Raw genomic sequence first — 25,916 nt, 5'->3', positions numbered from 1 at the left:
ATTTATCATCTACACTATCCTAACATCTTTTATCGGTAAATTCAATTTTTTATTGATCTTTGCCCCTTCTTTGATTCTACGTTTTAATTTTAATATATTAATACAATACGTTTACTATTCTAAAAATAAAAAAAGGAAGCAAGATACTCCTGCTTCCTTTAAAAATTTCTTATTTAATCATTTTTCAGAGCATCATCGAAAGCTACATCGGATGGTGAAAAATTAATTTTCTTTGTAAATGCACAGGCCTCGGTTCCCCCGAATACCCGTTCCATGCCACTGTCCTCCCATTCTATCGACAATGGTCCCTCGTAATTTTTCTGATTGAGAACCCGGATAATATTATCAAAATCAACGTCCCCGTGCCCTGGTGATACAAAGTTCCAGCCTCTCCTCTGGTCTCCAAATGTAATATGTGAGCCCAGTATTCCATTTCTTCCATTTAGGTTCACCTTTGCGTCTTTGATGTGGACATGATATACACGATCCGCAAAATCGTATAAAAATACTGCCGGGTCTACTCCCTGCCAAATCAGATGGCTTGGGTCAAAATTAATTCCTATTGTGGGGCGGTACTCAAATACTTCCAGAAGTTTCTTTGTACTCCAGTAATCATATGCTATTTCCGTAGGATGTACTTCCAGCGCCAGCTTAACATTGTATTCGTCGAATACATCCAGAATCGGAGTCCACAGTCTTTTCATCGTCTGATATGCTTCTTCCACCTGCTCTTCCGTCGTCTGCGGGAAAGAATACCACATTTTCCAAATTGGTGATCCCATAAAGCACGTTACTACCTCTACCCCCATATTCCTGGCTGCTTTTGCTGTATACTTCATCTCTTCAACAGCCCACTTCTGAATTTCCTCTGGCTTTCCTGCCAGTTCGGATGGTGCGAACCCATCCAGCCTTGGATCGTAGGCATATGTTAAGGCATCTCCGACACACTGCCCGGTCAGATGAGCGCCGATTGCCCAACAGCCTAAGTTGTATTTTTGCAGCACACCCAGGATTTCTTTTACATATTCTTTATTCTCAGCCGCTTTTCTTACATTCAGCTGTCCCCATGTTGCGATCTCTAACCCCTCATATCCCATTTTAGAAGCAGTACTGCACATTTCCTCCAATGGCAGGTCTGCCCACTGTCCCGTGAAAAGTGTTACTGGTCTTGACATCGTCTCTTTCTCCCTTCTTCTCTATAGCTCAACCCATACATTTCCATGCTCCTGGCTCTTAAGGCATGCCTCTACATACTTCAGTCCCTGAATGCCATATCCAATTGTCGGATAATCAATCATTTCCTCTGTAAAGGTTCCGGTCCTTTTTGCTGCCACGCATTCCCCGAAGCTGTCATACAGATTGCCCATCGCTTCCAGCCAGCCTTCCGTATGTCCGGCCGGAAGGCGTCCGTATCTGGCTGCTTCCGGAGTAATTGCAGGATAACTTCTTTTCACCAGGCGCGGAATACCATCCTCTTTAATCAAAGTTACTTCTTCCGGGGCCTCCTGGAACCATAGAATGGTGCCTTTTGAACCATAGATTCTGATTCGCAGGCTATTATCACATCCTATGGCAAACTGGGAAGTCCAGTTGATTCCTGTTGCCCCGCCTTCATACTCAACCAGAACCTGGTCATTGTCATCCAGCTTTCTTCCCGGAACAACAATATCCATTTTTGCCAGCACCCGTCTTATTTTTAACCCGGTCATCATTGTGACCGCATTCTCTACATGGGTTCCCAGGTCTCCCAGGCAGTTCACCCTGCCTGACTGTTTTGGATCACAGCGCCACTCGCCCTGTTTTCCTCCCCAATCCTTTTCATTGTATAGCCAGCCCTGAGGGTATTCTGCCATGACAGTGCGGACCGGGCCTATTTCTCCGTTTTTCACTAAATCACGCACATATTTTGCGGTCACGTGTCCCATATAGGTATAAGTAACCATAAAGAGCAGTCCCTTTTCATCGGCAATCCTCTTTAAGTCCTCCGCCTGGCTGCTGTCTGTTGCAAGCGGCTTATCACATGCCACATGAATCCCGGCTTCTAAAAATGCTTTACACACCTCATAGTGGGTGGCATTGGGAGTAACCACAACCACAAAGTCAATCCCATCTTCTCTTTTTCCTTCCGCCAAGGCCATTTCCTTATAGTTCTCATAACAGCGCTCTGTATCCAGCCCCAATGCCTCCCCATGATCTCTCGATTTCTCAGGATCCCTTGAGAAGCAGCCCGCCACAAGCCTCGCCGTATCGTCTACGCTGATCGCCCTCCGGTGTGCGTCTCCTATAAATGCGCCGGGTCCTCCGCCAACCATGCCGTATCTCAGATTTTTTCTCATTCCGGTTTGCCTCCCCATAGTTTTTCTCTTTCCTCTCTCTCCATATTCTTAAAATATTGCAGAGATTTTACTGCGCTATCCAGGGAATTATCTGCCGGAACACTTCCTTCTATTGTTATGAACCCTTGGTATCCATCCCGGAGCAGCATATCATAATGTTCCCTGAAATCTACCGCCCCCTCTCCAAACGGAACACTGACAACCTTTCTCCCATCGTTGCAGAGAATCCCGTCTTCTGCCGTACTATACGCAAAATCCTTAAAATGAACCGATACTGTCCTGTCTTTGAATATCTCATACACTTCTGCCGGATTCTCCAATGCAGTTAATGGATTTCCTGTGTCATGGGTATATTTCAGCTTCCTTACCGCTTGAAAGATACGTTCCATTTCGCCGCAGCTGCAGTATGGCACCGCAATGCTTTCCAGTGTCTCCGTGCTGATTGTCATTCCTATTTCTTCTCCATAATCCACGCAGGCCTTCAAGCCGTTAACCATATTATGGAATGCGTCTTCTCTCGTAATATCTGCATCTGCCGTATAAACAGAAGGCATAAGCAGTACATTGCGGCACCCCGCCTCGTGTGCATGGCTGATCAGGCGCTTTGCCCTTCCCAGCATAGTTTCAAATTTACTTTTTGTCTTTGCATTCGCAAAAGGAATGATAATATTTACAGAAGATAAAGTGATCCCATACTGTTCTAATATCTTCTTTGCTTCTTTCCCTTCCGTCTCTAAATGAAAATCCATCATGTCTATACCGTCATAGCCGGCATCTTTTGCAAATTTTACATAATCCTCGAAGGTCATACTGCCATTTTTGACGGGCACACCATGTCCGTTCAGAAATTCAAACACTTCATCAATTGTGGGGTTTTCGCCTTCGTACCCAAACTCTTTCATCATCATCATATGTATAAAATTCGGTTTCTTTACCTTCAGCTCATCGTTGACCATGAGCGACATTAAACTGTATTTCATGCGGCACCTCCTATCCCCTTATTTCCGCCAGTATTGACTGTTCCAGGCGGATATGCCGCTTCACATAATCAAAAGAACTTCTTCCGGGCTTGATCTGTCCTTCAAACTCTGATACGACATAACCGTCATAATCTTCCTCATCTAAAACTCTCAGGATTTTGTCGTAAGGAATCGTAGCTTCGCTTCCGTCATCCAGAATCTCGAAGAATTTACCGTGCATATGCGGGCAATACTTCATGATTTTTCTTAACCCATCAAAGTCAGGATTCTTCGAGAACTGCATATATCCATACATGGATTCAAACAAGTTCATTTCAGATGGTGTCGCATTTTTAGCTGACAAGATCTGACGGCCTTCCTCTCTTGATACTCCGTCATAGCGAAGCTGTGTTGCTAATTCTACAATTTTTCTGTCCGCACCGTTTTCAATGGCTCTGTTTAAGTCTGCCTTATTCGGCCTGTCTGCAAAGATTCCAAAATCAGGCACAAATCCCAGATATGCGGAGCCCGTCTCCTCAAACATATTGTAGTACTCCGTCATGATATGGCTGGAAGGCGTCTCCGGGTTATGGATCTCAATCGTGAGTTTTACTCCATAGAATTCGGCATATTTAGCTGCTCTCTGCATGACCCTTGGGGAGATTAAAAACTGTGATTTAAGTACCGGACACTCCAGTTTGTTTGCATTCTGAAGATCTTGTATTACGACAGCAAGCATCTCTTCATCCGTCAGATTCCTGTCTTTTCTCTTGCCGCGGTCCATATTACCGCTGACCGCAACCAGCTTTACGCCATAATCCTGAGCATATCTCCTGATTTCACCTGCATATGCATCACTGACATACGGATACTCCGGAAACATTGAGGTCGCAACAATCTCCATTCCGTCGCACCCTAATTCTGCTATATGCCGCACCATATCCTCCAGAGTCGCTTTATCGTCAACCCATTCTGCCACATAGGAATGCGTTGTAACACCTAATTTTATATTACTCATCTTTATACCATCCTTTCTGACTTAAGCAATTGTATCTTCGAGAATCATGATCTTTTCATCACAGCTGTCCACCGGTGTATACCTATCTTCGGCCCCTGGCTGGGGAAGATACGGATTGCGAAGCATAAGAGTCAGCTTAACCCGGTGCTCTCCAGCCTTCAGCCCGCCTTCCTTTCTGATTTTAATGGTCGCCGGATCTTTAATGCTCCAAAATTCGTAATATGCTTCTTTTAACTGATTCGGCATAAACTCTTTTCCATTGATACAGAACCGTATGGACTCTTCCTCTATTTTTTCATGATCCACTTCAACAGCAAGTTCATCAATGACTGATAAATAATGGCCCCGGTAGTATGCCAGCCTTAAGTCAAACTGATAACCCGCCTTTCTTTTGTTTTCATAATAATTTTTTAAGGTACCGTCTCTTAATGTTTCTGTTAATTTGACTCTCATTACAAATCCCATGATTTGTCCTCCTGTTCTATTCATTACATTCCCTTCTTAATTGCCTTCCTGTACAGCTGCCGCCCGGATCTCTTCCTGGCTGCTTTTGTTCTTAACAAACAGCAATGCCAGTACAGCAATTACAATACTTCCAATTCCGGCCATGATAAAGCGGCTGCCGGCATCCGGTCCAATCATTGAGGATGCCAGATTGACTACGACCGGCGAAAATGCCTGTCCGAGATTGATGATCGCAGACAGAAAAGCAAGGGAAAAAGTCAGTGTACTCGGCGTGCTCATCTCGGATACGTGGAAGTTGGCCGTGGACGCAAACATGCAGAAGCCCACACCTGTTATAAATGCCCCCATGCAAATCAATACGACACTATTCCCAAGAAATCCTATCAGAAGTCCTGCTGCACCCAGTGCATAAGCCGCAGCAATCGTCTTCCTTTTTAACTTCACAACAATTTTCCCAACAAAAAATCCTGTAACCAGCCCTGCTATGGTATAACAAGTCGTGATGTAACTGGACTCTACCGCGCCTCCCAAAGATCTCTCTGCCACGAGCACAGCTGCATTATTATTGAATACATTGATGCAGACATAGAACACAAATCCTGTCAATGCGATCATCCACACCTGCTTTGACATACGTCTGCTTTGCTTGATCTGTCCGCTTTCCTCTTCCTGATCCAAATGTCCTTTAGGCAGCAGAATACATTCCAGAATAATAATCGGTATCAGGATCAAATATGCCAGAAAAGCATGATACCATACGGATGCTCCTAACCGGCCGCCCAGCAGTGAACTTACGGTTCCCCCGATTGAAATAAATGCAGCATATAGCCCAAGCATCCCGCCTCTTTCCGCGCCTTCGAAAAACTCGCAAATCAGTGCTGTCAGCGCGGTCATAGCGATCCCCATGCCAACACCGATGATACAGGAGCATGCCAGAATGACCTGTGCATTAAAATGGAAGAAATAGGGGAGTATGCCTCCGACCAAATAACAACACGTACCAAAAATAATCAATGTCTTTTTTAAAAAGCGTTTTGCCAGTCTGGCTGCAACCAGCCCCAGCGGGATAGAAATCAATGATGGAATAGAAATTATCATCTGGATCAGGGATACGCTGGTATCCGGAAACTCCTGAACCATCGCTGCTATAACCGCTGCCGGCGCCAAAAATGTCATCATTCCCATGGCTGACAGCAGCAGCGATACCTTTGCCTTCATTTTATCACTCATGCTTGATTCTCCTTTTCATTTTTCAGATTCATGAACCTTTTAGCTATCGATAACTATACTATAGTGATATTTAAAGTGAATTACAAAGGAGAACTTGTTGTACAGAAACGACAAGTTTGTGGTTTTATCTTATGTTCATATATTGCTAAATAACTGTTTTTTATCTATAATGTAACTTGAATTCACTGTAACAGCAAAGGAGGAGGGGAACCATGGACCACATTCATGATGTAAATGAATACGAAAGAATCCCGCATACACAGGTAAGCAATGTCAACTTCTTTCTGATTAATCTGACCTACCGTCCCCCTCACATGCACCATGACTTTGAGATCGTGCAGGTTATTGAAGGAGGCCTTCATGTCAAGACACTCACAGAAGAATTCGACCTCGGTCCCGGTGAGATAGCATTATTTAACCCGGATGAATTCCATACATTACATAGCAGACAGAGTGACTGCATCCTTTTGACCATCCAGGCAGACCCTTCTTTTTGCGCCGCGCATTACCCTGCAATCCAAAATATACGTTTTAATACCAGCAATGTCACTTCCATCACTCCATTTGCTGAAGCCCTGGATATCATCCATACTTGTTTTAACCTTGGCTATAACTACTGTTTTAGAGCGCCTGGTTTTGAGCTTCGTTGTGTCAGAGACCTGTACCGGTTATTCTGGTACTTTACAGCATTTGTGCCATACCATATGCTGAAAGATACAGAAATCGTCAACGCCAGGAACAAGGACCGCAGGCTGACACGAATCATAACCTATATCCACCAGCGCTATAGGGAAAAAATAACACTTTCGGAACTTGCAGAAAAAGAAGGCTTGTCGATAACATATCTGTCCCATTTTTTTAAAGACGCTATGAAAATGTCCTTTCAGGAATATGTGAATTCTTTACGATTTGAGCACGCAGTACTTCTGTTGAAAAAAACAGATATGAATATTACAGATATTTGTCTGGAAAGTGGATTCTCTGACAGTAAATATTTGAATAAGCGGTTTCAGCAGGCATATAACATGACGCTGAAAGAATTCAGAAAAAAGACATCTCTTATGGCGCCGATTGAAGAATACAGCCAGGACGGAAAAATGGAACAATACATTTATACTCCACAGCAGGGGCTGCAAATCATGAGGAAGCATCACTATTTTGATTGTGATCACCCGAAAGTATAGTACACATAAAAAAATAACCGGTTATTTATATTTAACAACTCAGGTTTTATAAAATATCACGAACCATGCAGGGGACGCCGCTCCCACATGGTTCGTGATATTTTTCTTCTTCATTTCCGGATATGTACTCGGCCATAGCAACGCATGCGTCGTTTAAAAATGATAGACACTTACTGCTTGTTCCATATCTACGCAGGTGATACTGAAAATATGCCGCAGAATCTATATCCACGGCATATTTACATTCTTTATACGACTGCCTCAATCAAAATCTTATCCTTTACAAACACTTCGTGTACGCCAACTTGTTTGTTCTTGTTAAAGTTAAAGCTAATCATATATCCCTTATTTTTTTGGTAATCATCCAGATACACTGCTAATTGTTCTTCTCCCCGGCGGTTGTATTCCTCTCCATGCCAGATTTTCATCTCTACAATAGACTGCTCCCCACGGTAATCAACTATCACATCTGTACGCCGCATCCCTCTTGTCCTGGATTCAATATAATAGTTCCCTACTCCATTGATGATCGGTCTGAGATAAAGCAGAAAATACTTTCTTCCCTCCTCTTCCAAAAAAGTTTCATCACTGTCAGCGTATAGTTCTGTAAAATGCGCTACGAACTTTTCCAGTATGAGCCGCATGTTCAGATGACCGCCGATGATAAACTGGTTCTTATCCTTTAGGGATGCTTTATAAATATCTTTATCATGCATTTCATTTGCAGATAAGTAATAATTATAGAGTAACGTATCAAATATCCTGTTCGCCGGCTCTACCATGCCATCTCTGTTTTTCACAAACCCAAACATAGACGCAATCTCAATCGCCGGGTTCAAGGCATTATAAGCAATTCCCCTTCCAGAGAACAGTAACGCGTATAGCATTTCATCCATTTCCGGGTAATCTGACAGCTTATTAATCAATGATTCAAATAGTGTATTTTTCTCCTGCAGCAATAGCCTTTCAGCTTCCAGAAATCCAGATTTTGTCCAAGCAGACTGCTTGTCTGGGCAGACCTCGCTGTTAGCAATCCTTTCGTCGATAATCTTGCAAAGACGGGAAACCAGATAAGGATAGCCTGATGTATAATCAAAAATCATTTTAGCCATCCCCATTATATCCATGCCAGTATGCCAATCGTCTTCATATTCTTGCAACATCCCTGCAATCTCGTCGGTCGAAAGACTCATGTCTACATTAAAATCAGCAGCAATATTCCAAGGGCTGTTATACTGCCTTTCACTTTCACTGCGCATTTTTAGCTTTAAGTTTTTAATATCATGTACCCCGGCTAAAATCACTGAATGAAAAGTAGGTCTGTCGGTCCTTTTCAGGTACTTATTCCTTAACATTCCTAGAAAATCTAAAAAAATAGGCTTTCCGCTCGCATAGTCTACCTCGTCAATAATCAAAACCATTGGGTGAACACTCTCCTTGCAAATCTGTGAAATCACATTTGAAAATTCTCTTAAGGAAAGTTGTTTATCTCCGTTTGCATACTCTGCCAGCATCTGATAGATTTCTTGCGGAACTCCCTTGGTTTCTCCATAATCAATCGTCTCACATAAAAGACCGCTAAATTCCTTGCAGAAATTAGAGTCCTCTTTATAGGCAAAATCCCCCATTCCCTCGAAACTTAAGGAAAACACTATATACTCTTCTGAAAGCATCTGCACCAGCTGCCGGATCGTCGTCGTTTTTCCATACTGTCTTGCTCTGTTGATGGTAAAATACTTGCCCGCATCCACAAGCATTTTGATCTCATTCAGCTGCCTGTTGACATTGACCATATAATGCAATTCTGGCAGGCAGACACCTTCTGTATTAAAACATTTCACCATCATACACACCTCCATCCTTTCATCGAATTATACCAAACCTTTGTCCATTTATACTTAACAGAAAACTCTATATATTCCCCGTCTCCCTGAATTTCTTCTTTTATTATACGTTATCCCATGTTAATGCACAATCTTTAGTTCACTCCATTCTTCGCTATAAATGTTTTCTTCCCGAAATTAACATTTTCATGTTTCCATGTTACAATTCAGGTCATACCATGTCCATGTGTAAGGTATCTGTACAGGTTTCAGAGCATAAAATCATATGCATGTGGACAGAGAGACAGAACGTAGCCAACAGGCTACGTCCTGAACCTAGAAACAACTTTTTTCAGATAATCCAGAAATCCCGCTTTTTTCACATTCTGAGATACAATAACATCTACTTTCCCGATCTCTTTCCCGTCCAGTTCATAAACCAGACTTCCTGCCTTATCCCCCTTCTTCACCGGAGCATCCAGGCTTTTCTTTATTTTCAGCTTTTTTGTAATCCCTGCCATGTTTGCTCCGCTGGTGTCAAGATAACTAAAACTGCCCGCATACTCACAGGGTACCGTCTCTTTTACACCGCCCTTTACCTTTATATCTTTCAGCTTTTCCTGTTTCTCATCCTTATAAACCTGGCATTTTCCGAATCCATAGTTCAGCAGCGTGGTCGCATCCTTAAACCTGGCCTTGGAATCCTCTGCCGCCATGATGACCGCGATCATTTCAATATCGTTCTTCTTTGCAGTTGCTGATACGCAGAATTTGGCAAGACCCGTAGATCCCGTCTTAAGACCAGTCGCATATTCATACTGTCTTACCAGCTTGTTTGTGTTGGTAAGCCCGAATTCTGTGGTTCCTTTTTTCGTTGTGTGCGTGATATTCTCCATCCAAATCATGCAGTAATCATGAATCTGCGGGTATTTTGTGATCATCTCCCTGGACATCAGGGCGATATCTCTTGCCGTTGTCACGTGCCCATCCACATCCAGGCCGTTGCAGTTGACAAAATGGGTGTTCTCCATTCCCAGCCCCTTTGCCCGCTCATTCATCTGTTTAACAAATTCTTCTTCATTTCCGGATATGTACTCGGCCATAGCAACGCACGCATCATTCGCGCTGGCCACGGAAATACATTTCAGCATCGTATCTACTGTCTGTGTTTCCCCGGGCTCCAGGAATACCTGCGAACCGCCCATGGATGCTGCAAACTCAGAGGTTGTCACCTGATCTTCCAGCTTGATTTTTCCATCGGCCAAAGCATCGAAAATCAAAAGCATGGTCATAATCTTTGTTACACTTGCAGGAGGACGGGCTGTGTCCGCATCCTTCTCAAAGATGACCTCTCCGGTGGACGCCTCCATAAGAATTGCAGACGGCGCGCTTACCTCCGGACCGGCAGTCTGTGTGTCAGCCGCCTCCCCCTCTGTACCGCCTGTATCTTCCGAAACGGTTTCCCGGCTTTCTTCCGCCGCCGTATCGCTGTTCTCCGTGTTTTCTGTGCCCTGCTGCGTGTCCTCCTGCACTTCTTCTGTATTTTCCTGTAATTCTGCAGTGTCTTCATAGACAATATACTCTTTTGCCGGCATTGCATATGCATTCTGTACACAAAGTAGTGCGCTTAATAATACCGCCAGTGCTGCTTTCATATAAAACTCCCTCTGCTATATCGTCTATTACCAATATAGTAGAGGGAGGGTAAGTTTAGAACAACTAAACCGCAGAATAAGCTGTTTCTTCTGCATTTCTAGACGTAAACGGCATACTTCACGACACCGTTTCTTTTATTCTCAAAAATATCATATGCCTTTATTATATAATCCAGCGTGGTCCTGTGGGTGATCATACATTCTGTGTCCAGCCTGCCATTCTCAATCAGGCGCAGGATATCCTCGCAATTCGCGGCATCCACTCCACCTGTTTTAAAGGTAAGGTTCTTTCCGTACATCTTTGGCAGCGGAAGTACCTGATCCTCTTCGTACATTGCAACAATTCCTACAACCGCATTTGGTCTTGCAATCATCCATGCCATCTCAAAGGTCTCCCTGCTTCCTGCCACCTCGAGGACGGAATCCGCTCCCCGCCCGTCTGTCAGTTCTTTTATGGCCTTTATCACATCATCTCTCAGTGGATTTAAGGTGACATCGGCGATCTTATGCTGTCTTAGCAGGTCCAGCCTTAGATCATCCGTATCAATCCCTATAATCTTAGAAGGATTATACAGTCCGACACACTTCATAACCGCAATCCCTGCAGGACCTGCCCCGATCACTGCAACGGTATCGGAAAGCTTGATATCCCCCATCTTAGCCGCCCAGTAACCTGTTGAGAGCAGATCACCTGTAAATAGTGCGGCTTCGTCTGAAACGGTATCCGGGATCCTTGTAAGACCGTTATCGGCAAAAGGAATCCTGACATATTCCGCCTGCCCTCCGTCGATTCGGCAGCCCAGGGCCCATCCCCCATATTTATCCGTACAATTATTGACATATCCGTGGCGGCAGAAATAGCATTTTCCGCAGAACGTTTCTACATTAACGGCAACACGGTCCCCCGGGCGTATTTTTTTAACCGCTCTTCCTATTCGGATCACTTCTCCCACAAATTCATGGCCCAGTACGATGTTCTCCTTTGCCCGCGGAACAGCCCCATGCTTGATATGTATGTCGCTGGAACAGATGGTTGTCACCGTCACCTTTACAATTGCGTCTGTGTCCTTTTGAATCTCAGGCAAAGGACGTTCTTCCAGACTTATAATTCCGTTTCCCTTATAAACAACTGCTTTCATAGCCAAACCTCCGTTTCAAACTTTCCTTACAGCATCAGGAAAAAAGTTTCCAGACCAAATCTTTCCTCATCATCCAACAGTTCTTCCAGTTTTTTCTTATTAAAATCCGAATGCTCAATCTCCCGGGCATAACGGCGGGCCGATTCTTCCACATCCGCAAGGCTGTCTCTTCCCTGCTTCCTGACCCAGGCTGATCTGGACATCTCACGGATCATCAGCGTGCCGAACAAGGAAAACTTCATCTTTACATAAGCATTCCCGTCATATACAGCCCCGCAAAAATACGTGAATACAAAATAAATCATCAGCTGTTCCCACACCGTATCATATTCCCCCGCTTTGCCGGATATTTCAAGAATGCCTTCCTCCTTGTACCCCGGTTCAATATGGCTTCGTTCTTCGTATCCGTGCGCCTGGGCTAACACAATTTCTTTGCTTTGATGCAAAAAAGCTCTCCAGTCATCCCGAAGCACTTCCAGACCATCGAATACCAAAAATGCCTCCCTGTACACGCAGGCACGCCTCTCTCCTTTCTTTTGGCCGGCTTCCTCTGTTTTTTTATGAAACCACTCTGCCGCGCCAGGCTTTTCATACCGTTGGAGCAGACTATCTATTTCAAACAATGCCTCTTTATCTATCCGCTGCTGCAAATCATGGGCCAGTGCAAGTACCATGGCCATCCGTACCTCCATATGAATACTGCGTCTCTGCAGAATCCGAAATATAACCTCTCTGGCATCCATCAACTTAGTAAACAGCAGAAAATCAAAATCCTGATACTCCTCTCCTCTGATCCCCCTTTTTTCCTGATGAATAAAATGCACAGGCTCCTGACAATTCAAAATCAAATGTGCGGCGGCCGGGCAGGACAGGGACAGGGAAATCTCCCGAAGTCCCTCGAATTCCTCCACATGCCTCGGATACAACCTGCATGTCCTGCAGAACATCCCGCTTCCTCCTTCCAGAAAAAGATCACACAGATTTTCCTCATTCAAAAATGCGCAGCGCCCCTTATACTGACGGAAGCTCTCGTTTTTCCAGTCGATCTCATTGTGAAGGCGGTTTCCAAGGATTCCTTTTTTCCTCCTGTACTTTTTTAATGACTTTTGATCAATTGCAATCTGCCAGCCTGCGCAGCAAGTATCCGGACATTGATCTGCAGTACAATGAAACTCCCTATAATAATGTGGCGCCGTATACTGCATGCTTTCCTCTCCTTCTCTTAAAACGGAAGCCGGATCTGCGGATTCTTCCATGACTTCACCGCCCGTTTTTTAACAATATCATCCGCTCCTATGCTGCCGCAAAGCAGCGGCGAACTGACAGCAAACCTCTCCCTGCAGGACTTAAGAACAGTCCCGCTGTAATTGGCATAACAATACCTGCACCCATTCATGCATGTATTGTAAGCCCCAATGTCGATGCTCTCCATACAGCCGCATCCCGGCCTCTGGCCCTTGTCCCGTACGGCGTTAAGTTCACATCCGGCAAGTTCCTCTATGAGGCTCTTATCAATGCATGCCCCATGTTCTATGCCCGTCCTGCCAAATTCCATCTCTTCCGCGCATGCCGCCATGCGCATTCCATACCGGCCCGCCGTTTCTGCAAGCTGTCCTGCTAACCGTTCCAGTTCTCCCGCCTCTGTTTTTTTCAGCTTCAAAATATCCGCATTTTGCCTGGTGTTTTTATAGGTGTCAATAAAACTCACAACAACCTTCTCCGTACACCCCTGCAGATTCCCAGCGATTTTTTCAAAAGCCTCCAGGTGGAAACGGGCTGTATAATAAGGATTCAGCAAAATCGGATCATACCGCCATATCATCCGTTTCCTGCCAATCCGCCCAGCCAGTTTCTGAAACACCTCTATCAAAGCCGCCTTATCAGGAAGTCCCGGCTCAATATCTTTTCCGTATCCTGTCAAAGTAAACTGGAAATAATATAAATATTCATCCAATCTGCTCAATTCTGCAATCAAAGGTTCGGGATTTTTCGTCCAGAATACAATACAGTCAGTCACCTCCGGCGTGATCGCAATCTCGTTGATCTGATGCGGCCGGAATGGATTACGCACGCAGACAGTGCCTTCTTCCACGCGTTTATAAAACCAATCCGGATAACAGCACGGAATATCGGTTCTCCGGCTGACACTCAATATCATAAAAATCCCTCATTCCCATATTTTCTTTTAATAGTATACCATTATCCTGCTCAGATTTACAGGTATGAAGTCAAAAAACTAACACATACTAAATTTAAATTCCCTCATGAAAGGAGGTTTGTTAATGATAAATAATGAAGAACTGCCGATCGGTTTTACCATGGCACTGGCACAGCACTCCGATGCCCTGAATCACTTTTCCCATCTATCAGATGCTGAACAAAAGCAGGTGATTGATGAAGCAAGACAGAAACACAGCCGGGAAGAAATGCGGAACTACGTAGAAAATATGTTCCAGTAATCGGGATATAGCGACGAGCTTTAGCCTCGGCGCGGATGGGGACGCTCCATGATGGGATAGCCGAAAGCCGCCCTGGGAATATACCTGCCCTTTCAAAAATGCGGCCGCGGGCCTAAGTAATTCCAGGTGGGAACCAGCCATGAAAATGGGGTACAGCTGACACATCACGGGAAATCCGATGATTTCCCGCGCTGGGTCAGCTGATTCTTTGATTCGGTGATCAAAGAATCCCCCATTTTCACAGCTGTTTCCCACCAGGAATTTCTATGGCCCGCTCTGAGCGTTTTTGAAAGGGCAGGTATATTCCCAGGGTGGCTTTCGGCTATCCCATCATGGAGCTGGTGCATCCAACCGGCAGGAAAAGCCCCGTCTCTAATGTAGGGCCTCGAACGGGGCCAGCGTATGGGATGGAATTGGTGCTTCGTTTATATCAACGTAAGTTTTTGAGCGCTTTTTACCCGTGAGTATATAGGTCGAAGCTTTAAAATCCACTCAATAAAATGCATGATACACATAGCCAATTCCATCCGCCGCCCCCGTCTCGGGCTCCCAACCTGGGAACGAGTTCTTTACTCCCGGTCGGATGAACCAGCCAAGCGGACTGTAAGCGGCAAGCCCTCCGGCCTGTATGGTCGGTTTAAAACGCCTTATAGCGGACGAATAGAAGCTCTTAGAGAGCCAGAGGCACTCGGAAGGGATGAAAATTGATTCTCCAAAATCAATTTTCAATCCGGCCTGTGCTGAAAAAATATCAATTTTTTCAGCGCATGCCGGATGTGCCCTTCCGGGTGCCTCTGGGTCTCTTAGAGATTCTTCGTTAAGCGGTCAGGATTTTAAACCGACCCTACAGGCCGGAGGGCTTGCCGCTTACAGTCTGCTTGGCGTCCCCCCATCCGCGCCGAGACTGAAGCTCGTCGCTGAATCCCGATCTTGATTTTTTTGTGATCCTATCGTAATATTAATTGTGGGAGAATAAATAATGAAACAGGAATAAGGAGGAAACGATGGAAACCCGTACATACTATGACATTCTCGGAGTATCCAGAGAGGCAACCCTTGAAGAAATTACCAGCGCGAAAAATGCATTGGCAAAAGTATACCATCCGGATGCCAATATGCATAATGACATAGACACCACAGGCTACATGCAGGAGATACTGGAAGCATACCGGACACTCGCCAACCCGGACAGGCGCAGTAAGTACAATCGAAAACTGGTTGGAAAGCCCAACAGGGTATTCCGCACATATACGGTGGGAAAGCCCGAGGAAGAGAGCGCGGATTCTTCCGCATCCTTTGTAACATACTGGAATGCGGCCTGCCGCCTGAATGAGATCGTCTCACAGAGCGGGAGTCTGATGGAACTTCACTCAAAAAAAGAAGCACTGCCTCTTAAAATTTTCAAAAGATTAGGTAAAAAAGATAAATACGAGATAGAACTTACCGAGCAGCTTAGTTCTCTGTCCATGCAGGCCATCCAATACATCTCCATCCTGAGATCGGCAGAGATCCCCATGAGCTACTGGCAGAGCGATGCCATGAACTGGGTCCTGGTTCGCTGGGGCCAAAAACAGCACATGGATTACCACATCCTGTTCGACAAATACGACGCTTACGTAGAACAAAATAGAACAAGCACAGAAAAACTAAAACTCCGTTCCCAATACAAACAGTTTCAAAACACCCTCAAAAAACTCTTAAGCTACGCAGTTGCTTAATCAAAAAGTTTTAAAGGAAAACATACGCCTCTCCCGTCAGTGCCGCCAAAGGGATGGGGTTTTGTCCCGCCTTGATGAGCCCAGCCGCCGAAACCGGACATAGGGAGGTTTGGAGGCGTCCCCCACAAGCCGATCCCCCCTCACTCCTCCACGACTCTCCCCCGCAGGCGCAGGTAGTATATTCTGAGTTTTCCCAACAAGGATGTGAGGTACCGCAGCACGGGTTCTGTAGCTATTGAGAATACAATAAACAGCATAACGCATTTTGTGGACATACCGGTTATAGCAAACAGGTTGTTCAGGAAGATACTGCAGAACAGAAGTCCTATTATGCTGCCCGCTACTACGATTGTACGCATGATGTTCATCGGCGCGCTGATCTTATAAAGAATCATAAACCCGACGATCGCCAGCAGCATCGTTGCGGCTGTGGATATGTCTTTTGAATTCACGCCAAATGTCTGCCCGAATACGACCAGCGCCCCCACTGCAAGTACATCTGTCAGCGCAGCGGGCAGGGCTTTCAGGAATACATTTGTCAGGAAATGCCCCTTGATGATGTTCTTGTTCGGCTCCAGCGCCAGGAAGAACGCAGGCACTCCGATTGTAAACATGCTGATCAGAGATATCTGCGACGGTTCCAGCGGATATGTGATCATAAATACAACAGAGAACAAAGACAGCAGGAAGGAAAATATATTCTTTACCAGAAACAGACTGGCTGACCGCTGGATATTGTTTACGACCCTCCGGCCCTCCAGAACGACCTGGGGCATACAGGAGAAATCTGATTCCAGCAATACAAGCTGTGATGCCTGGGCTGCGGCTTCGCTTCCGGAAGCCATCGCTATACTGCAGTCTGCATCCTTGAGTGCAAGCACATCATTGACACCGTCCCCCGTCATCGCAACCGTTTTCCCGGCCTCTTTCAGAATCTGGACGAACTGCCGTTTTTGATTCGGTGTTACCCTGCCGAATACGGTATTCCCAAGCACTGCCTTACGGACATCCTCATCCGATGTAAGAGCGGAAGCATCTACATAGTTCTCCGCATTGGCAATGCCGGCCTTTTTGGCCACCTCCGATACCGTCACGGGGTTGTCTCCCGAAATAACCTTAACCTCAACGCCCTGCTCTGCAAAATAGGTAAATGTCTCTTTTGCCTCTTTGCGAATCGGATTTGCCAGGAGAATATATCCTAATGGGGTAATTCCCTGTTCCAAAGCCTTCCCGTCAATCTCACCGTCATAAAGGCCAAATACCAGGACTCTGGCGCCTTGTGAAGCATATCCGGTAATTTCTTCCTCATAGGTTTCATACTTGTCCTTCAATACGAATTCGGGCGCTCCCAGCACGTAAACCTCATCCTCAAAAGTGACGCTGCTATATTTTGTGGCAGAAGAAAACCCGGTTTTGCTCAGCGGCTTTTTACCCGATGCGTTCTGAAAATATTCTTTCATGGCCGCCATTGTAATATTGTCCTGATCCATCGCCGCCGCAAAGTCTCCGATCAGCATGCTCAACGGCTGCATCTCTTTCTCATCGTAACCGTCCGCAGGAATCACTTCCTGCACCTTCATCGTATTTTCCGTAATCGTTCCTGTCTTATCTACACAGAGCACATTTACCCGGGCCAGTGTCTCGATACATTTCATATCATGAAGCAGTACTTTTTTCTGGGCAAGCCGCACCGAGCTGACCGCCAGCGCCACGCTCGCCAGCAGATAGAGCCCCTCCGGGATCATGCCGATAATTGCAGCAACCATGGAAGTGATACTGGACTGAAAGCCTTCATTCTGAAAGAAAAATGCCTGGACAAACAGTACAATTCCAATCGGTATGATCGCAATACCCACGCATTTTACCAGTTTATCCAGAGAGCGGATCATCTCTGACTGCTCTCCTTCCTGCATTTCCTTCGCTTCCATTGTCAGTTTTGAAATATAGGAATCCATGCCGACCTTTTCCAGCCTTGCATGGCACTGTCCGGACACAACGAAGCTTCCTGACATCAGCTCGTCGCCTTTCTTCTTCACGATCTCATCGGATTCTCCGGTCAGCAGCGATTCGTTCACCTGTACCTCCCCGGCACAGACTTCCGCATCTGCACATATTTGGCTGCCCGCCTTGAAGATAACGATATCATCAAGCACCAGCTCTTCCGCGTCAATCACAGACTTCTGTCCATCCCGCACAACAGTTGCGTGGGGCGCATTCAGCATCGTCAGGTCATCCAGCACCTTCTTTGCCCGCACCTCCTGTACAATACCAATCAAGGTATTCAGTATAATGACCGGAAGAAATGTGAGATCACGGAAAGACCCAGCTATACATAAAAGAATAGCAAGAATTACAAATATCAGGTTAAAGTACGTAAATACATTGCTGTGGATGATTTCCTTCGTTGTCTTGGCCGGCGGATCCACCGCCGTGTTCGTCCAGCCATGCAGACGGTGTTCCTGCACCTGCTGGTTCGTCAGCCCCTGACGGTACTCGGGGCGGTACCTGGTTGTCGGAATCCTCCTGTCTTTTTTCTCCTCAATCACCTGTTGTCTGCTTTTTTTCTGCATGTATCTTATTCCACCTCATTCTCAGATTCTATATCTTCGGTATTTTCCAGTTTTAGTCATTTCCATTCTATCACACTGAAAATGAATTTCCAGAGGCTTCATTAAATCTTTATAATTTCTTTCGTTAAAAACCGAATGTCCCACAAAATATAGTTCTATGCCGTTACTGTGTACGCCCGTATGATGCGAACAGTAACAACCTGTACCTGCAAAATGCCGAAATCCTTTCAAATTCCTTGTTTTCTGTATCCGTTTCTATTATAATAGTACAAGTATTTCAAGAAAAGGATAAGAGTTGATATAAAATTATGAGAATAAGAAGCATACTCGCAATTAAATGTGCTAAATGCACCAGCTATCTGATTAAAAAACTGAATAGAGGAAGCGGCGTTACCCTGCCGGGCTATGTTGCACGGATCATTGATCCCCGCATCTTATCCGCCATGGCGGAAATGGTGAGAGAAAAAACGATTGTAACCATGGGAACGAACGGCAAAACAACGACAAACAGTATTCTGTATCATGCATTAAAAGCAGAAGGGAAAAAAGTGATTATTAACCGTACCGGAGCCAATATGCTCAACGGAATTATTTCTGCCTTTGTGCTTGCAACTGACAAACAATGCAGGCTGGATGCAGATTATGCCTGTATTGAAGTGGATGAGATCGCGTCCGTCCGCGTGCTCCCCCAATTGAAACCAGACTGTGCCCTTCTTACAAACATTTCCAGGGACCAGCTGGATCGATTCGGTGAAGTTGACATCACTTTCCATAAGTTAAAGACAGCCGTCACCAGCGTACCGGACACAAAACTGATCATCAACTGTGATGATGTCCTGTCCTATACCCTTGCCGCTGAAAGTGAGAATCCGTTTATCACTTACGGCATCAGTGAGCAGATATTTGACGATATTTCCCGTTCCGAGATCCGGGAGAGCATCTTCTGCCGTTCCTGCGGCAAGAAGCTGGAATATGACTTCTTCCATTATGGACAGCTGGGTATCTACCACTGCCCCAGCTGCGGCTTAGAACGTCCGGAGCCCGATTTCACGGCCTCTGAAATCGAACTGCACGATGAGCTTTATACATTTCATATGGACGGAATGGACATCCGTTCAACCGCACGCACACCATACAACATTTACAATACACTGTCCGCGTACGCGGCGCTCAATGCACTTGAGGCAGACAGGACCCATTTCCAGGAAATGATCGAAACCTTTGACTACGGGAATAACCGCGAAAGTATTTTCTCGATCAACGGCGCCAGGGTTCAACTCCATCTTGCAAAGAACCCCATTGGTTTTCAGCAGAAGATTTCTCTTGTATTAAAGGATAAAAAGCCGAAAGACATTATCATTCAGATCAACGACACCTATCAGGACGGAGAAGATATCTCCTGGCTCTGGGATGTAGACTTTCAATATCTGGCCGACGCACAGGCCGCCACTATTACTACCACCGGCACACGCCGCCATGATATGGGGCTCCGGTTAAAATATGAGGACATTCCCTGTGATTCCACCACAAATCTGCGTGCAACGGTTCAGGAACGCACGGAAAACGGAACCGGCAATCTTTATGTCATCGTAAATTATTCCGGCCTTTACAGTACAAACCATATGCTGACTGAATTAGAAAAAGCCGGGAAAGGAGGCGCCACAGCATGAAACTGACAATCGGACATTTATACCCTGATCTTTTGAATCTGTACGGTGACCGCGGCAATATCCAATGTTTCCGTAAGCGGCTGGAATGGCGCGGAATAGAAGCCGAGGTGATCCCCTTTCTATCCGGGGACGCCATTGATTTTTCAAAACTGGACATTATCCTGCTCGGAGGCGGTTCAGACCGTGAACAGGAACTGGTCTGCGGCCAGCTTCAGAATATTAAGCAGGATTTTAAGGACTACGTAGAGAACGATGGTGTAGTACTTGCAGTCTGCGGAGGTTATCAGCTGTTAGGTAAATATTACAAAACAGATAAAAAAAACATAGAGGGCCTGTCCATCCTGGACATCACAACAGAGTGGGAACCTGAACGGCTAATCCGCAACATCGTCCTGAACAGCCCCCTCTTCGATACCCCTGTTGTAGGATTTGAAAACCATGGCGGGCGTACTCACATAGGAAACCACACCCCCTTCGGCAAAGTCTTCTATGGTCTGGGCAACACCGGCAAATCCGGTTACGAAGGAGTCGTTTACAAAAACGTAATAGGAACTTACCTTCACGGCCCCCTTCTCCCCAAGAACCCTCACGTCTGCGATTATCTGCTTGCAAAGGCGCTGAAACGAAAATACGGGGAAGATATTCCACTGGACCCGCTGACGGACAAGCTGGAACATCTGGCAAACAGTTACATCACAGACCGTTACAGCGATAAAAAATATATCCTCAAAGAAACCATAAAAAGACACACCTAATCAAAGAAAACCGGGGCTGCCCTGTCTCATCACGAGAAGCCATAAATGCTTCCCACGATGTGTCCAGGCTGCCCCGGTTTTCTTTTGTTTTGCTTTCCTTTAGCTTACTCCCGTAACCCGCTCACGCCCATACTTATTTCCGGCTGCAGCGGCGTACTTTCTCATCGTACCTTCCGTTTCCGCACCGCCTCCTTGACAGCTTTTATCAACTGAATTACCGGCAGGTTAACTGCCGCCAGCCCGTATACGGTAAAGAGCTGTCCCAGGGTCAATGACTGTACTTTAAACACGTTTTGAAGGCCAGGTATAACCATAACGCCAGTAATTAATACTAGTCCCAGCAAAAAGGCCCCAATCAGGTAGATGTTATTGAATACCCTTTTTGTAAATACGACCGGCCGGTCTGCCTTACAGTTAAAGCCGTGTACAAGTCTCGCAGTGCACAGTGTGCCAAAAGCCATCGTGCTTGCCAGTACGGAGTTGCCCGTGCGGTATCCGATCAGAAAAGCAATCATTGTTGTAATCCCTATGCACAGGCCTTCTGTTCCGATCTTAGTCAGGAAATCCCTGGTTAATATGGACTCATTCATGGGCCTTGGCTTCTCATCCATCACATCTTTTGAATGCGGTTCCAGCCCCAGCGCAATTGCCGGCAGACTGTCTGTCAGCAGATTGATGAACAGCAGGTGCACTGGTGCAAAAGGAACCGGCAGTCCGGCAATGGATGCGTACAGCACCGCCAGAATAGCTCCGAAGTTCCCTGATAGCAGGAATTGAATGGAACTCTTAATATTCCGGTAGACATTCCTGCCATTCTCAACCGCCTTAACAATCGTTGCAAAATTATCGTCTGTCAGAACCATGGAGGCTGCATCCTTTGATACTTCACTGCCCGTGATTCCCATGGCAACACCGATATCCGCCTGCTTCAGGGCTGGCGCATCATTAACGCCGTCGCCTGTCATGGATACGATATTCCCCTTTTCCTGCCACGCCCTGACAATTCTGATCTTATGTTCAGGAGATACGCGTGCATAAACAGAAATACCTTCCACAAAATCTTTCAATTCTTCGTCAGACATACTGTCTATCTCTGCGCCTTCACATGCCTCTGATTCATTTTCCAAAATACCGATCCTCTTGGCAATGGCTGCCGCTGTCACCTTGTGATCTCCCGTAATCATGATCGGACGAATCCCGGCTCCCCTGCATTCGGCTACCGCCGCCTTTGATTCCTCACGCGGAGGGTCCATCATGGCAATCAGTCCTACAAACGTCAGATTGTCTTCATCTTCCAGAGTCAATTCCTGGTTCTCCCCGATTTCTTTATATGCAAATGCAAGTACACGCAGGCCGCCCCTGGAGAATTCCTGATTCTGGGCTTCAATTTTTCTGCGGTCTTCCTGTTCAAATTTTCTGACTTCATCCTGGATCTGAATCGACTCCATCCGATTGAGCAGTACATCCACAGCGCCCTTAACAATCATAACATGCTTCCCGTCTATCGTATGTTTTGTTGCCATAAGCTTTCTGTCACTGTCAAAAGGATTTTCGCTTTCACGGGGATACTTTTCCCTCACATCCTGTGCGTATACGCCCAGACGGCTTCCCAGATTAATCAGGGCTGTTTCCGTTGGGTCCCCTATCTCGACACCGTCTACATTTGTAGAATCATTGCAGAGTATACTGCACAGCAGCAGCTTACTGTGTGCCGGACGATTAATATCGATCTCACTTGCAGGTACCCGCGTTTCGTTCACATAGTAATCTTCCACAGTCATTTTATTCTGTGTCAGTGTTCCTGTCTTATCGGAACAGATAATTGACACGCTGCCCAGTCCTTCCACCGCCTGAAGCTTTCGGATGATCGCATGCTCTTTTGCCATCTTCTGTGTACCGAAAGAAAGCACAATTGTAACGATAGAGCTCAGCGCCTCCGGTATCGCAGCAACTGCCAGCGCCACAGCGAAGAGGAAGGCATCACCGATATTGCCGCCCCGCAGGACGTTAATACCAAATAGGATTGCGCAGAATATCAGGATAATAATGGACAGTTTCTGTCCGAACTGATCCAGATTTATCTGAAGAGGGGTACGTTTTTCAGAAGTCGTCTTGAGCAGGCTCGCAATCTTTCCGACCTCGGTTTCCATACCGATCCCGGTTACAAGAAATGAACCGCGGCCGTATGTCACGAAGCTGCCCGAGTACACCATATTAATTCTGTCGCCCAGAGGAACCTCCCCCTCAATCGCGGCAGTATTTTTATCCACTCCAAGGCTTTCTCCCGTCAGAGCGCTCTCATCTACTTTTAAACTCGCGCTCTCCAGAAGCCGACCGTCAGCAGGAATATAATCACCTGCATCCAACATGACAATATCCCCTACCGTTACTTCTGTAGAGGGAATCGGCACGATATTGCCGCCGCGCAGTACCTTTGCCTCCGGTCCCGAAAGCTTTTTCAGACTGTTGAGAGACTGTTCCGCTTTTACAGTCTGTACTGTTCCCAGAATCGCATTAATGGTAATAACGATCAAAATAACTACCGCGCTCTCGGCGTCTCCCAGAAAGCCTGAGACAATTGCTGCCACGATCAGTATGATAACAAGGAAATCCTTAAACTGTTCCAGAAATATCTGTACTGTCGTCTTTTTCTTACCTTCTACCAGCTCATTTGGGCCGTACTTTTCCTGATGCTTTTTCACTTCTTCTGCAGTCAGCGGCTCCATGGTTCCATTGATCCTCTGTTTCGTTTCCTCTGCAGAAATCTGGTAAAATTCTTTCATGTATGATCCTCCATTTCTTTATACAATATGGAGCCTTTTCCATTCAATGGGACAAAAAAAGAGACTCCTATTGCATATTATGTAATGCAATAAAAGTCTCACCATTTAATCACGATACGGATGGAAGGCCATCGTCCTGACGACATCGCGAACGCTCCAAAGAGCGCTAGTTACTCCCTTCTATTAGTGATTATCATAATACAGCAAGCCCGGGTATGTCAAGGGAAAATTCCAATTCGCATTTGAATTCACATTTGAATTTACATTTGAATTCACATTCCCAGATGTTCTACGATTTCCTTTGCGCGGGGCGTGTTTGCAACTCCGCCCTTACCGGTCTCCCGCAAAGAAACATGCATAGACTCTCCCACTTCCCTCATAGCGTCAATCACCTGATCCGGCGGTATCCTGCTTGTAATGCCGGCCAGCGCCATGTCTGCTGAAGAAAGTGCATTGACAGCTCCGATCACATTCCGCTTGACACAGGGAACCTCCACGAGTCCTGCTACTGGATCACAAACCAGCCCCAGCAGGTTTTTCAGGGCCATCCCTGCCGCATGCATAATCTGGCTGTTATCCCCGCCTTTCAGGTAAACGAGGGCGCCGGCCGCCATAGAAGAAGCCGTCCCCACCTCTGCCTGGCATCCCCCGGCAGCACCGGCGATAAAGGCGCGGGATGCGATAACCTGTCCAATTCCCGCCGTCACATACAGGCTGTGCACAATCTTCTCTCTGTCCGCCTTTCCAGCCCGGTACAAAGGCACAAGCACGGCCGGTATCACGCCGCAGGCCCCTGCCGTAGGAGCCGCTACAATGCGCTTCATACAGGCATTGGATTCTCCCATCTGCAGTGCCTGCACGATCACTCTGGACACAAAGTCCCCGCACAGAGTATCGCCCTCTTTCCGGTATTTTTCCATCTGTCCGCCCATCATGCCGACCAGCCCGCTGCTGGAAACCAGTTTTTCATCATAGGAGTCGCTGGAACGCAGCATGGCGTCCCACATCGCCTCCATCGTCTGGAAAGATTCTTCTTCGCTGACGGTCCGCTCATTCATATCATCCAGGAGCACAGCCCGCCAGAAAGGAATCTCCCTCTCGCAGCAGACCTGCCTGATTTCTTCCAAAGACTGATAAGCCATCTATGCATCCTCCCTGTCAATATATGTCACTTTCATAATACCATCCTGTTGTTCAAACCATCTGATAGAAGCCTCGGGCACGCACTGGTCGATCTCAATTACCATCACGGCGTCACCGCCCTTCTTCCCGCGGTAAAGCTGAAGCGTGGCGATATTAATCGAATCCTCCGCCAGCATGGATGCAACAGCCGCCACATGCCCCGGCCTGTCATGATTCTGTACAATCAGGGTCGGACATTCTCCTGTACAGTTTACCATAATTCCGTCCAATTTATTCAGCATAATCCGTCCGCCGCCCAGAGATGAGGCCTGTACCTCTACCGTGTGTCCCTCTTCCCCCCACACTTTCAGCAGCGCTGTATTCGGGTGCGCCTCCCGTATCTGTACATTCTGTATCCGGAATTCCATCCCTTCCTGCTCCGCCACCCTGAAACTATCCGGGATCCGCATATCATCCGGTTTCATCCCCAAAAGCCCTGCAACAACAGCCCGATCCGTTCCATGTCCCTTTCCTGTCGCCGCAAAGGACCCGTGAAGCCCGATCTCCGCTTTTACCGGTCTGCTTCCTAACAGCCTGCGGGTGATATAGCCAATTCGTACCGCACCCGCGGTATGGGAACTGGAAGGACCCACCATAACAGGGCCCAAAATATCAAAAATATTCATACCAAATCCTCCAACTCCAGCCAAAACTATTCGCTAATCATTATAACAGATTCCACCATAAATATCCATAAAATCGGGATTTAGCGACGAGCTTTAGTTTCGGCGCGGATGGGGACGCTCCATAAAGGGATAGCCGAAAACCTCCCGGAGAACATCCATGTCCTTTCAAAAATGCGGCCGCGGGCCTAAGAAATTCTAGGCGGGAAACAGCCCTGAAAATGGAGCACCACTGACACATCACGAGAAATCCCGATGATTTCTCGCGCTGGGTCAGCTGATTTTTGGATTCGGAATCCAAAAATCTCTCCATTTTCAGGGCTGTTTCCCACCAAGAATTTCTAAGG

At 46.3% G+C, this 25,916-nt stretch carries 20 protein-coding genes; 5 read left to right on the top strand and 15 right to left on the bottom strand.

Features of this window, described 5'->3' with window-relative positions:
* Nucleotides 1-173: 173 nt before the first annotated feature.
* Genes GKG43_RS18485 through GKG43_RS18460 form a run of 6 tightly spaced genes read right to left on the bottom strand, consistent with a single transcriptional unit; the run spans nucleotide 174 to nucleotide 6,008 of the window.
* On the bottom strand, nucleotides 174-1,175 hold the full coding sequence (locus GKG43_RS18485; protein WP_050642372.1) for a sugar phosphate isomerase/epimerase family protein: 1,002 nt from the start codon (nucleotides 1,173-1,175) through the stop codon (nucleotides 174-176).
* A gap of 21 nt (nucleotides 1,176-1,196) precedes the next feature.
* Complete coding sequence (locus GKG43_RS18480) at nucleotides 1,197-2,336, bottom strand: Gfo/Idh/MocA family oxidoreductase (protein WP_050642373.1); 1,140 nt, start codon at nucleotides 2,334-2,336, stop codon at nucleotides 1,197-1,199.
* A complete protein-coding gene (locus GKG43_RS18475) occupies nucleotides 2,333-3,316 on the bottom strand; it encodes a sugar phosphate isomerase/epimerase family protein (RefSeq protein WP_050642374.1) in 984 nt (327 codons plus the stop codon). Before GKG43_RS18475 ends, GKG43_RS18480 begins: the two co-directional genes overlap by 4 nt.
* Nucleotides 3,317-3,326: 10 nt before the next feature.
* Nucleotides 3,327-4,313 (bottom strand): sugar phosphate isomerase/epimerase, encoded by a 987-nt coding sequence (locus GKG43_RS18470; protein WP_050642375.1) that lies wholly within the window; start codon nucleotides 4,311-4,313, stop codon nucleotides 3,327-3,329.
* A gap of 21 nt (nucleotides 4,314-4,334) precedes the next feature.
* Nucleotides 4,335-4,778 carry a DUF6379 domain-containing protein gene (locus GKG43_RS18465; RefSeq protein ID WP_050642376.1) on the bottom strand — a complete coding sequence of 148 codons (444 nt, stop codon included), beginning with the start codon at nucleotides 4,776-4,778 and terminating at the stop codon, nucleotides 4,335-4,337.
* Between the two features lie 36 nt (nucleotides 4,779-4,814).
* Nucleotides 4,815-6,008, bottom strand: coding sequence for an MFS transporter (locus GKG43_RS18460; protein ID WP_055155261.1), 1,194 nt, complete (start codon nucleotides 6,006-6,008; stop codon nucleotides 4,815-4,817).
* Nucleotides 6,009-6,220: 212 nt separating this feature from the next.
* Here GKG43_RS18460 and GKG43_RS18455 point away from each other — a divergent pair, with 212 nt between their 5' ends.
* The gene (locus tag GKG43_RS18455; protein WP_129879617.1) at nucleotides 6,221-7,192 is read left to right on the top strand and encodes an AraC family transcriptional regulator; all 972 of its coding nucleotides are present in this window, start codon (nucleotides 6,221-6,223) and stop codon (nucleotides 7,190-7,192) included.
* A 248-nt stretch (nucleotides 7,193-7,440) separates the two neighbouring features.
* Here GKG43_RS18455 and GKG43_RS18450 read toward each other — a convergent pair whose 3' ends face one another.
* From GKG43_RS18450 to GKG43_RS18430, 5 genes are all read right to left on the bottom strand, one after another.
* Nucleotides 7,441-9,039: an AAA-like domain-containing protein gene (locus GKG43_RS18450; protein ID WP_330612176.1), complete on the bottom strand. Its 1,599-nt coding sequence runs from the start codon at nucleotides 9,037-9,039 to the stop codon at nucleotides 7,441-7,443.
* A gap of 299 nt (nucleotides 9,040-9,338) precedes the next feature.
* Nucleotides 9,339-10,670 carry a D-alanyl-D-alanine carboxypeptidase family protein gene (locus tag GKG43_RS18445; RefSeq protein WP_055155220.1) on the bottom strand — a complete coding sequence of 444 codons (1,332 nt, stop codon included), beginning with the start codon at nucleotides 10,668-10,670 and terminating at the stop codon, nucleotides 9,339-9,341.
* Between the two features lie 98 nt (nucleotides 10,671-10,768).
* The gene (locus GKG43_RS18440) at nucleotides 10,769-11,809 is read right to left on the bottom strand and encodes an alcohol dehydrogenase (RefSeq protein WP_129879615.1); all 1,041 of its coding nucleotides are present in this window, start codon (nucleotides 11,807-11,809) and stop codon (nucleotides 10,769-10,771) included.
* Nucleotides 11,810-11,835: 26 nt separating this feature from the next.
* Nucleotides 11,836-13,065: a flagellin lysine-N-methylase gene (gene fliB / locus GKG43_RS18435; RefSeq protein WP_242857658.1), complete on the bottom strand. Its 1,230-nt coding sequence runs from the start codon at nucleotides 13,063-13,065 to the stop codon at nucleotides 11,836-11,838.
* On the bottom strand, nucleotides 13,032-13,967 hold the full coding sequence (locus tag GKG43_RS18430; protein WP_055155222.1) for a DUF1848 domain-containing protein: 936 nt from the start codon (nucleotides 13,965-13,967) through the stop codon (nucleotides 13,032-13,034). Before GKG43_RS18430 ends, fliB begins: the two co-directional genes overlap by 34 nt.
* A 124-nt stretch (nucleotides 13,968-14,091) precedes the next feature.
* Between GKG43_RS18430 and GKG43_RS22985 the strand changes: the two genes are divergently transcribed.
* Together GKG43_RS22985 and GKG43_RS18425 are read left to right on the top strand one after the other, a co-directional pair.
* On the top strand, nucleotides 14,092-14,268 hold the full coding sequence (locus tag GKG43_RS22985; RefSeq protein WP_167702523.1) for a hypothetical protein: 177 nt from the start codon (nucleotides 14,092-14,094) through the stop codon (nucleotides 14,266-14,268).
* A 1,004-nt stretch (nucleotides 14,269-15,272) separates the two neighbouring features.
* Nucleotides 15,273-15,986: a J domain-containing protein gene (locus GKG43_RS18425; RefSeq protein ID WP_050642383.1), complete on the top strand. Its 714-nt coding sequence runs from the start codon at nucleotides 15,273-15,275 to the stop codon at nucleotides 15,984-15,986.
* Nucleotides 15,987-16,126: 140 nt separating this feature from the next.
* On the opposite strand, the gene GKG43_RS18420 is transcribed toward GKG43_RS18425, so the two are convergent.
* Nucleotides 16,127-18,556, bottom strand: coding sequence for a cation-translocating P-type ATPase (locus tag GKG43_RS18420; protein WP_050642385.1), 2,430 nt, complete (start codon nucleotides 18,554-18,556; stop codon nucleotides 16,127-16,129).
* A 308-nt stretch (nucleotides 18,557-18,864) separates the two neighbouring features.
* Here GKG43_RS18420 and GKG43_RS18415 point away from each other — a divergent pair, with 308 nt between their 5' ends.
* Together GKG43_RS18415 and GKG43_RS18410 are read left to right on the top strand one after the other, a co-directional pair.
* Nucleotides 18,865-20,226: a Mur ligase family protein gene (locus GKG43_RS18415; RefSeq protein ID WP_055155224.1), complete on the top strand. Its 1,362-nt coding sequence runs from the start codon at nucleotides 18,865-18,867 to the stop codon at nucleotides 20,224-20,226.
* Nucleotides 20,223-20,981: a glutamine amidotransferase gene (locus GKG43_RS18410; RefSeq protein ID WP_050642387.1), complete on the top strand. Its 759-nt coding sequence runs from the start codon at nucleotides 20,223-20,225 to the stop codon at nucleotides 20,979-20,981. The genes GKG43_RS18415 and GKG43_RS18410 overlap by 4 nt, the downstream gene beginning before the upstream one ends.
* A gap of 161 nt (nucleotides 20,982-21,142) precedes the next feature.
* Here GKG43_RS18410 and GKG43_RS18405 read toward each other — a convergent pair whose 3' ends face one another.
* The 3 genes from GKG43_RS18405 to sdaAB all read right to left on the bottom strand — a co-directional run bounded on the left by GKG43_RS18405 (nucleotide 21,143) and on the right by sdaAB (nucleotide 25,572).
* Nucleotides 21,143-23,764, bottom strand: coding sequence for a cation-translocating P-type ATPase (locus GKG43_RS18405; protein ID WP_055155225.1), 2,622 nt, complete (start codon nucleotides 23,762-23,764; stop codon nucleotides 21,143-21,145).
* Nucleotides 23,765-24,036: 272 nt separating this feature from the next.
* Nucleotides 24,037-24,906, bottom strand: a complete 870-nt coding sequence (gene sdaAA / locus GKG43_RS18400; RefSeq protein WP_050642389.1) for an L-serine ammonia-lyase, iron-sulfur-dependent, subunit alpha — start codon at nucleotides 24,904-24,906, stop codon at nucleotides 24,037-24,039.
* Complete coding sequence (gene sdaAB / locus GKG43_RS18395; protein ID WP_055155226.1) at nucleotides 24,907-25,572, bottom strand: L-serine ammonia-lyase, iron-sulfur-dependent subunit beta; 666 nt, start codon at nucleotides 25,570-25,572, stop codon at nucleotides 24,907-24,909. It abuts the gene before it with no gap.
* Nucleotides 25,573-25,916 lie beyond the last annotated feature (344 nt).

Source organism: Eubacterium sp. BIOML-A2 (assembly GCF_009680135.1).
GTDB classification, from domain to species: domain Bacteria; phylum Bacillota; class Clostridia; order Lachnospirales; family Lachnospiraceae; genus Faecalicatena; species Faecalicatena contortus_B.
This window is presented reverse-complemented; position numbering and strand designations above follow the sequence as displayed.

Bases quoted from the DNA above. Each gene is read 5' to 3' on its own strand.
- GKG43_RS18450 (WP_330612176.1), bottom strand. From the start codon at position 9,039: ATGATGGTGAAATGTTTTAATACAGAAGGTGTCTGCCTGCCAGAATTG.
- GKG43_RS18445 (WP_055155220.1), bottom strand. From the start codon at position 10,670: ATGAAAGCAGCACTGGCGGTATTATTAAGCGCACTACTTTGTGTACAG.
- GKG43_RS18475 (WP_050642374.1), bottom strand. From the start codon at position 3,316: ATGAAATACAGTTTAATGTCGCTCATGGTCAACGATGAGCTGAAGGTA.
- GKG43_RS18470 (WP_050642375.1), bottom strand. From the start codon at position 4,313: ATGAGTAATATAAAATTAGGTGTTACAACGCATTCCTATGTGGCAGAA.
- GKG43_RS18405 (WP_055155225.1), bottom strand. From the start codon at position 23,764: ATGAAAGAATTTTACCAGATTTCTGCAGAGGAAACGAAACAGAGGATC.
- GKG43_RS18420 (WP_050642385.1), bottom strand. From the start codon at position 18,556: ATGCAGAAAAAAAGCAGACAACAGGTGATTGAGGAGAAAAAAGACAGG.
- GKG43_RS18415 (WP_055155224.1), top strand. From the start codon at position 18,865: ATGAGAATAAGAAGCATACTCGCAATTAAATGTGCTAAATGCACCAGC.
- sdaAA (WP_050642389.1), bottom strand. From the start codon at position 24,906: ATGGCTTATCAGTCTTTGGAAGAAATCAGGCAGGTCTGCTGCGAGAGG.
- sdaAB (WP_055155226.1), bottom strand. From the start codon at position 25,572: ATGAATATTTTTGATATTTTGGGCCCTGTTATGGTGGGTCCTTCCAGT.
- GKG43_RS18460 (WP_055155261.1), bottom strand. From the start codon at position 6,008: ATGAGTGATAAAATGAAGGCAAAGGTATCGCTGCTGCTGTCAGCCATG.
- GKG43_RS18440 (WP_129879615.1), bottom strand. From the start codon at position 11,809: ATGAAAGCAGTTGTTTATAAGGGAAACGGAATTATAAGTCTGGAAGAA.
- fliB (WP_242857658.1), bottom strand. From the start codon at position 13,065: ATGGAAGAATCCGCAGATCCGGCTTCCGTTTTAAGAGAAGGAGAGGAA.
- GKG43_RS18485 (WP_050642372.1), bottom strand. From the start codon at position 1,175: ATGTCAAGACCAGTAACACTTTTCACGGGACAGTGGGCAGACCTGCCA.
- GKG43_RS18455 (WP_129879617.1), top strand. From the start codon at position 6,221: ATGGACCACATTCATGATGTAAATGAATACGAAAGAATCCCGCATACA.
- GKG43_RS18430 (WP_055155222.1), bottom strand. From the start codon at position 13,967: ATGATATTGAGTGTCAGCCGGAGAACCGATATTCCGTGCTGTTATCCG.
- GKG43_RS18465 (WP_050642376.1), bottom strand. From the start codon at position 4,778: ATGGGATTTGTAATGAGAGTCAAATTAACAGAAACATTAAGAGACGGT.
- GKG43_RS18425 (WP_050642383.1), top strand. From the start codon at position 15,273: ATGGAAACCCGTACATACTATGACATTCTCGGAGTATCCAGAGAGGCA.
- GKG43_RS18410 (WP_050642387.1), top strand. From the start codon at position 20,223: ATGAAACTGACAATCGGACATTTATACCCTGATCTTTTGAATCTGTAC.
- GKG43_RS22985 (WP_167702523.1), top strand. From the start codon at position 14,092: ATGATAAATAATGAAGAACTGCCGATCGGTTTTACCATGGCACTGGCA.
- GKG43_RS18480 (WP_050642373.1), bottom strand. From the start codon at position 2,336: ATGAGAAAAAATCTGAGATACGGCATGGTTGGCGGAGGACCCGGCGCA.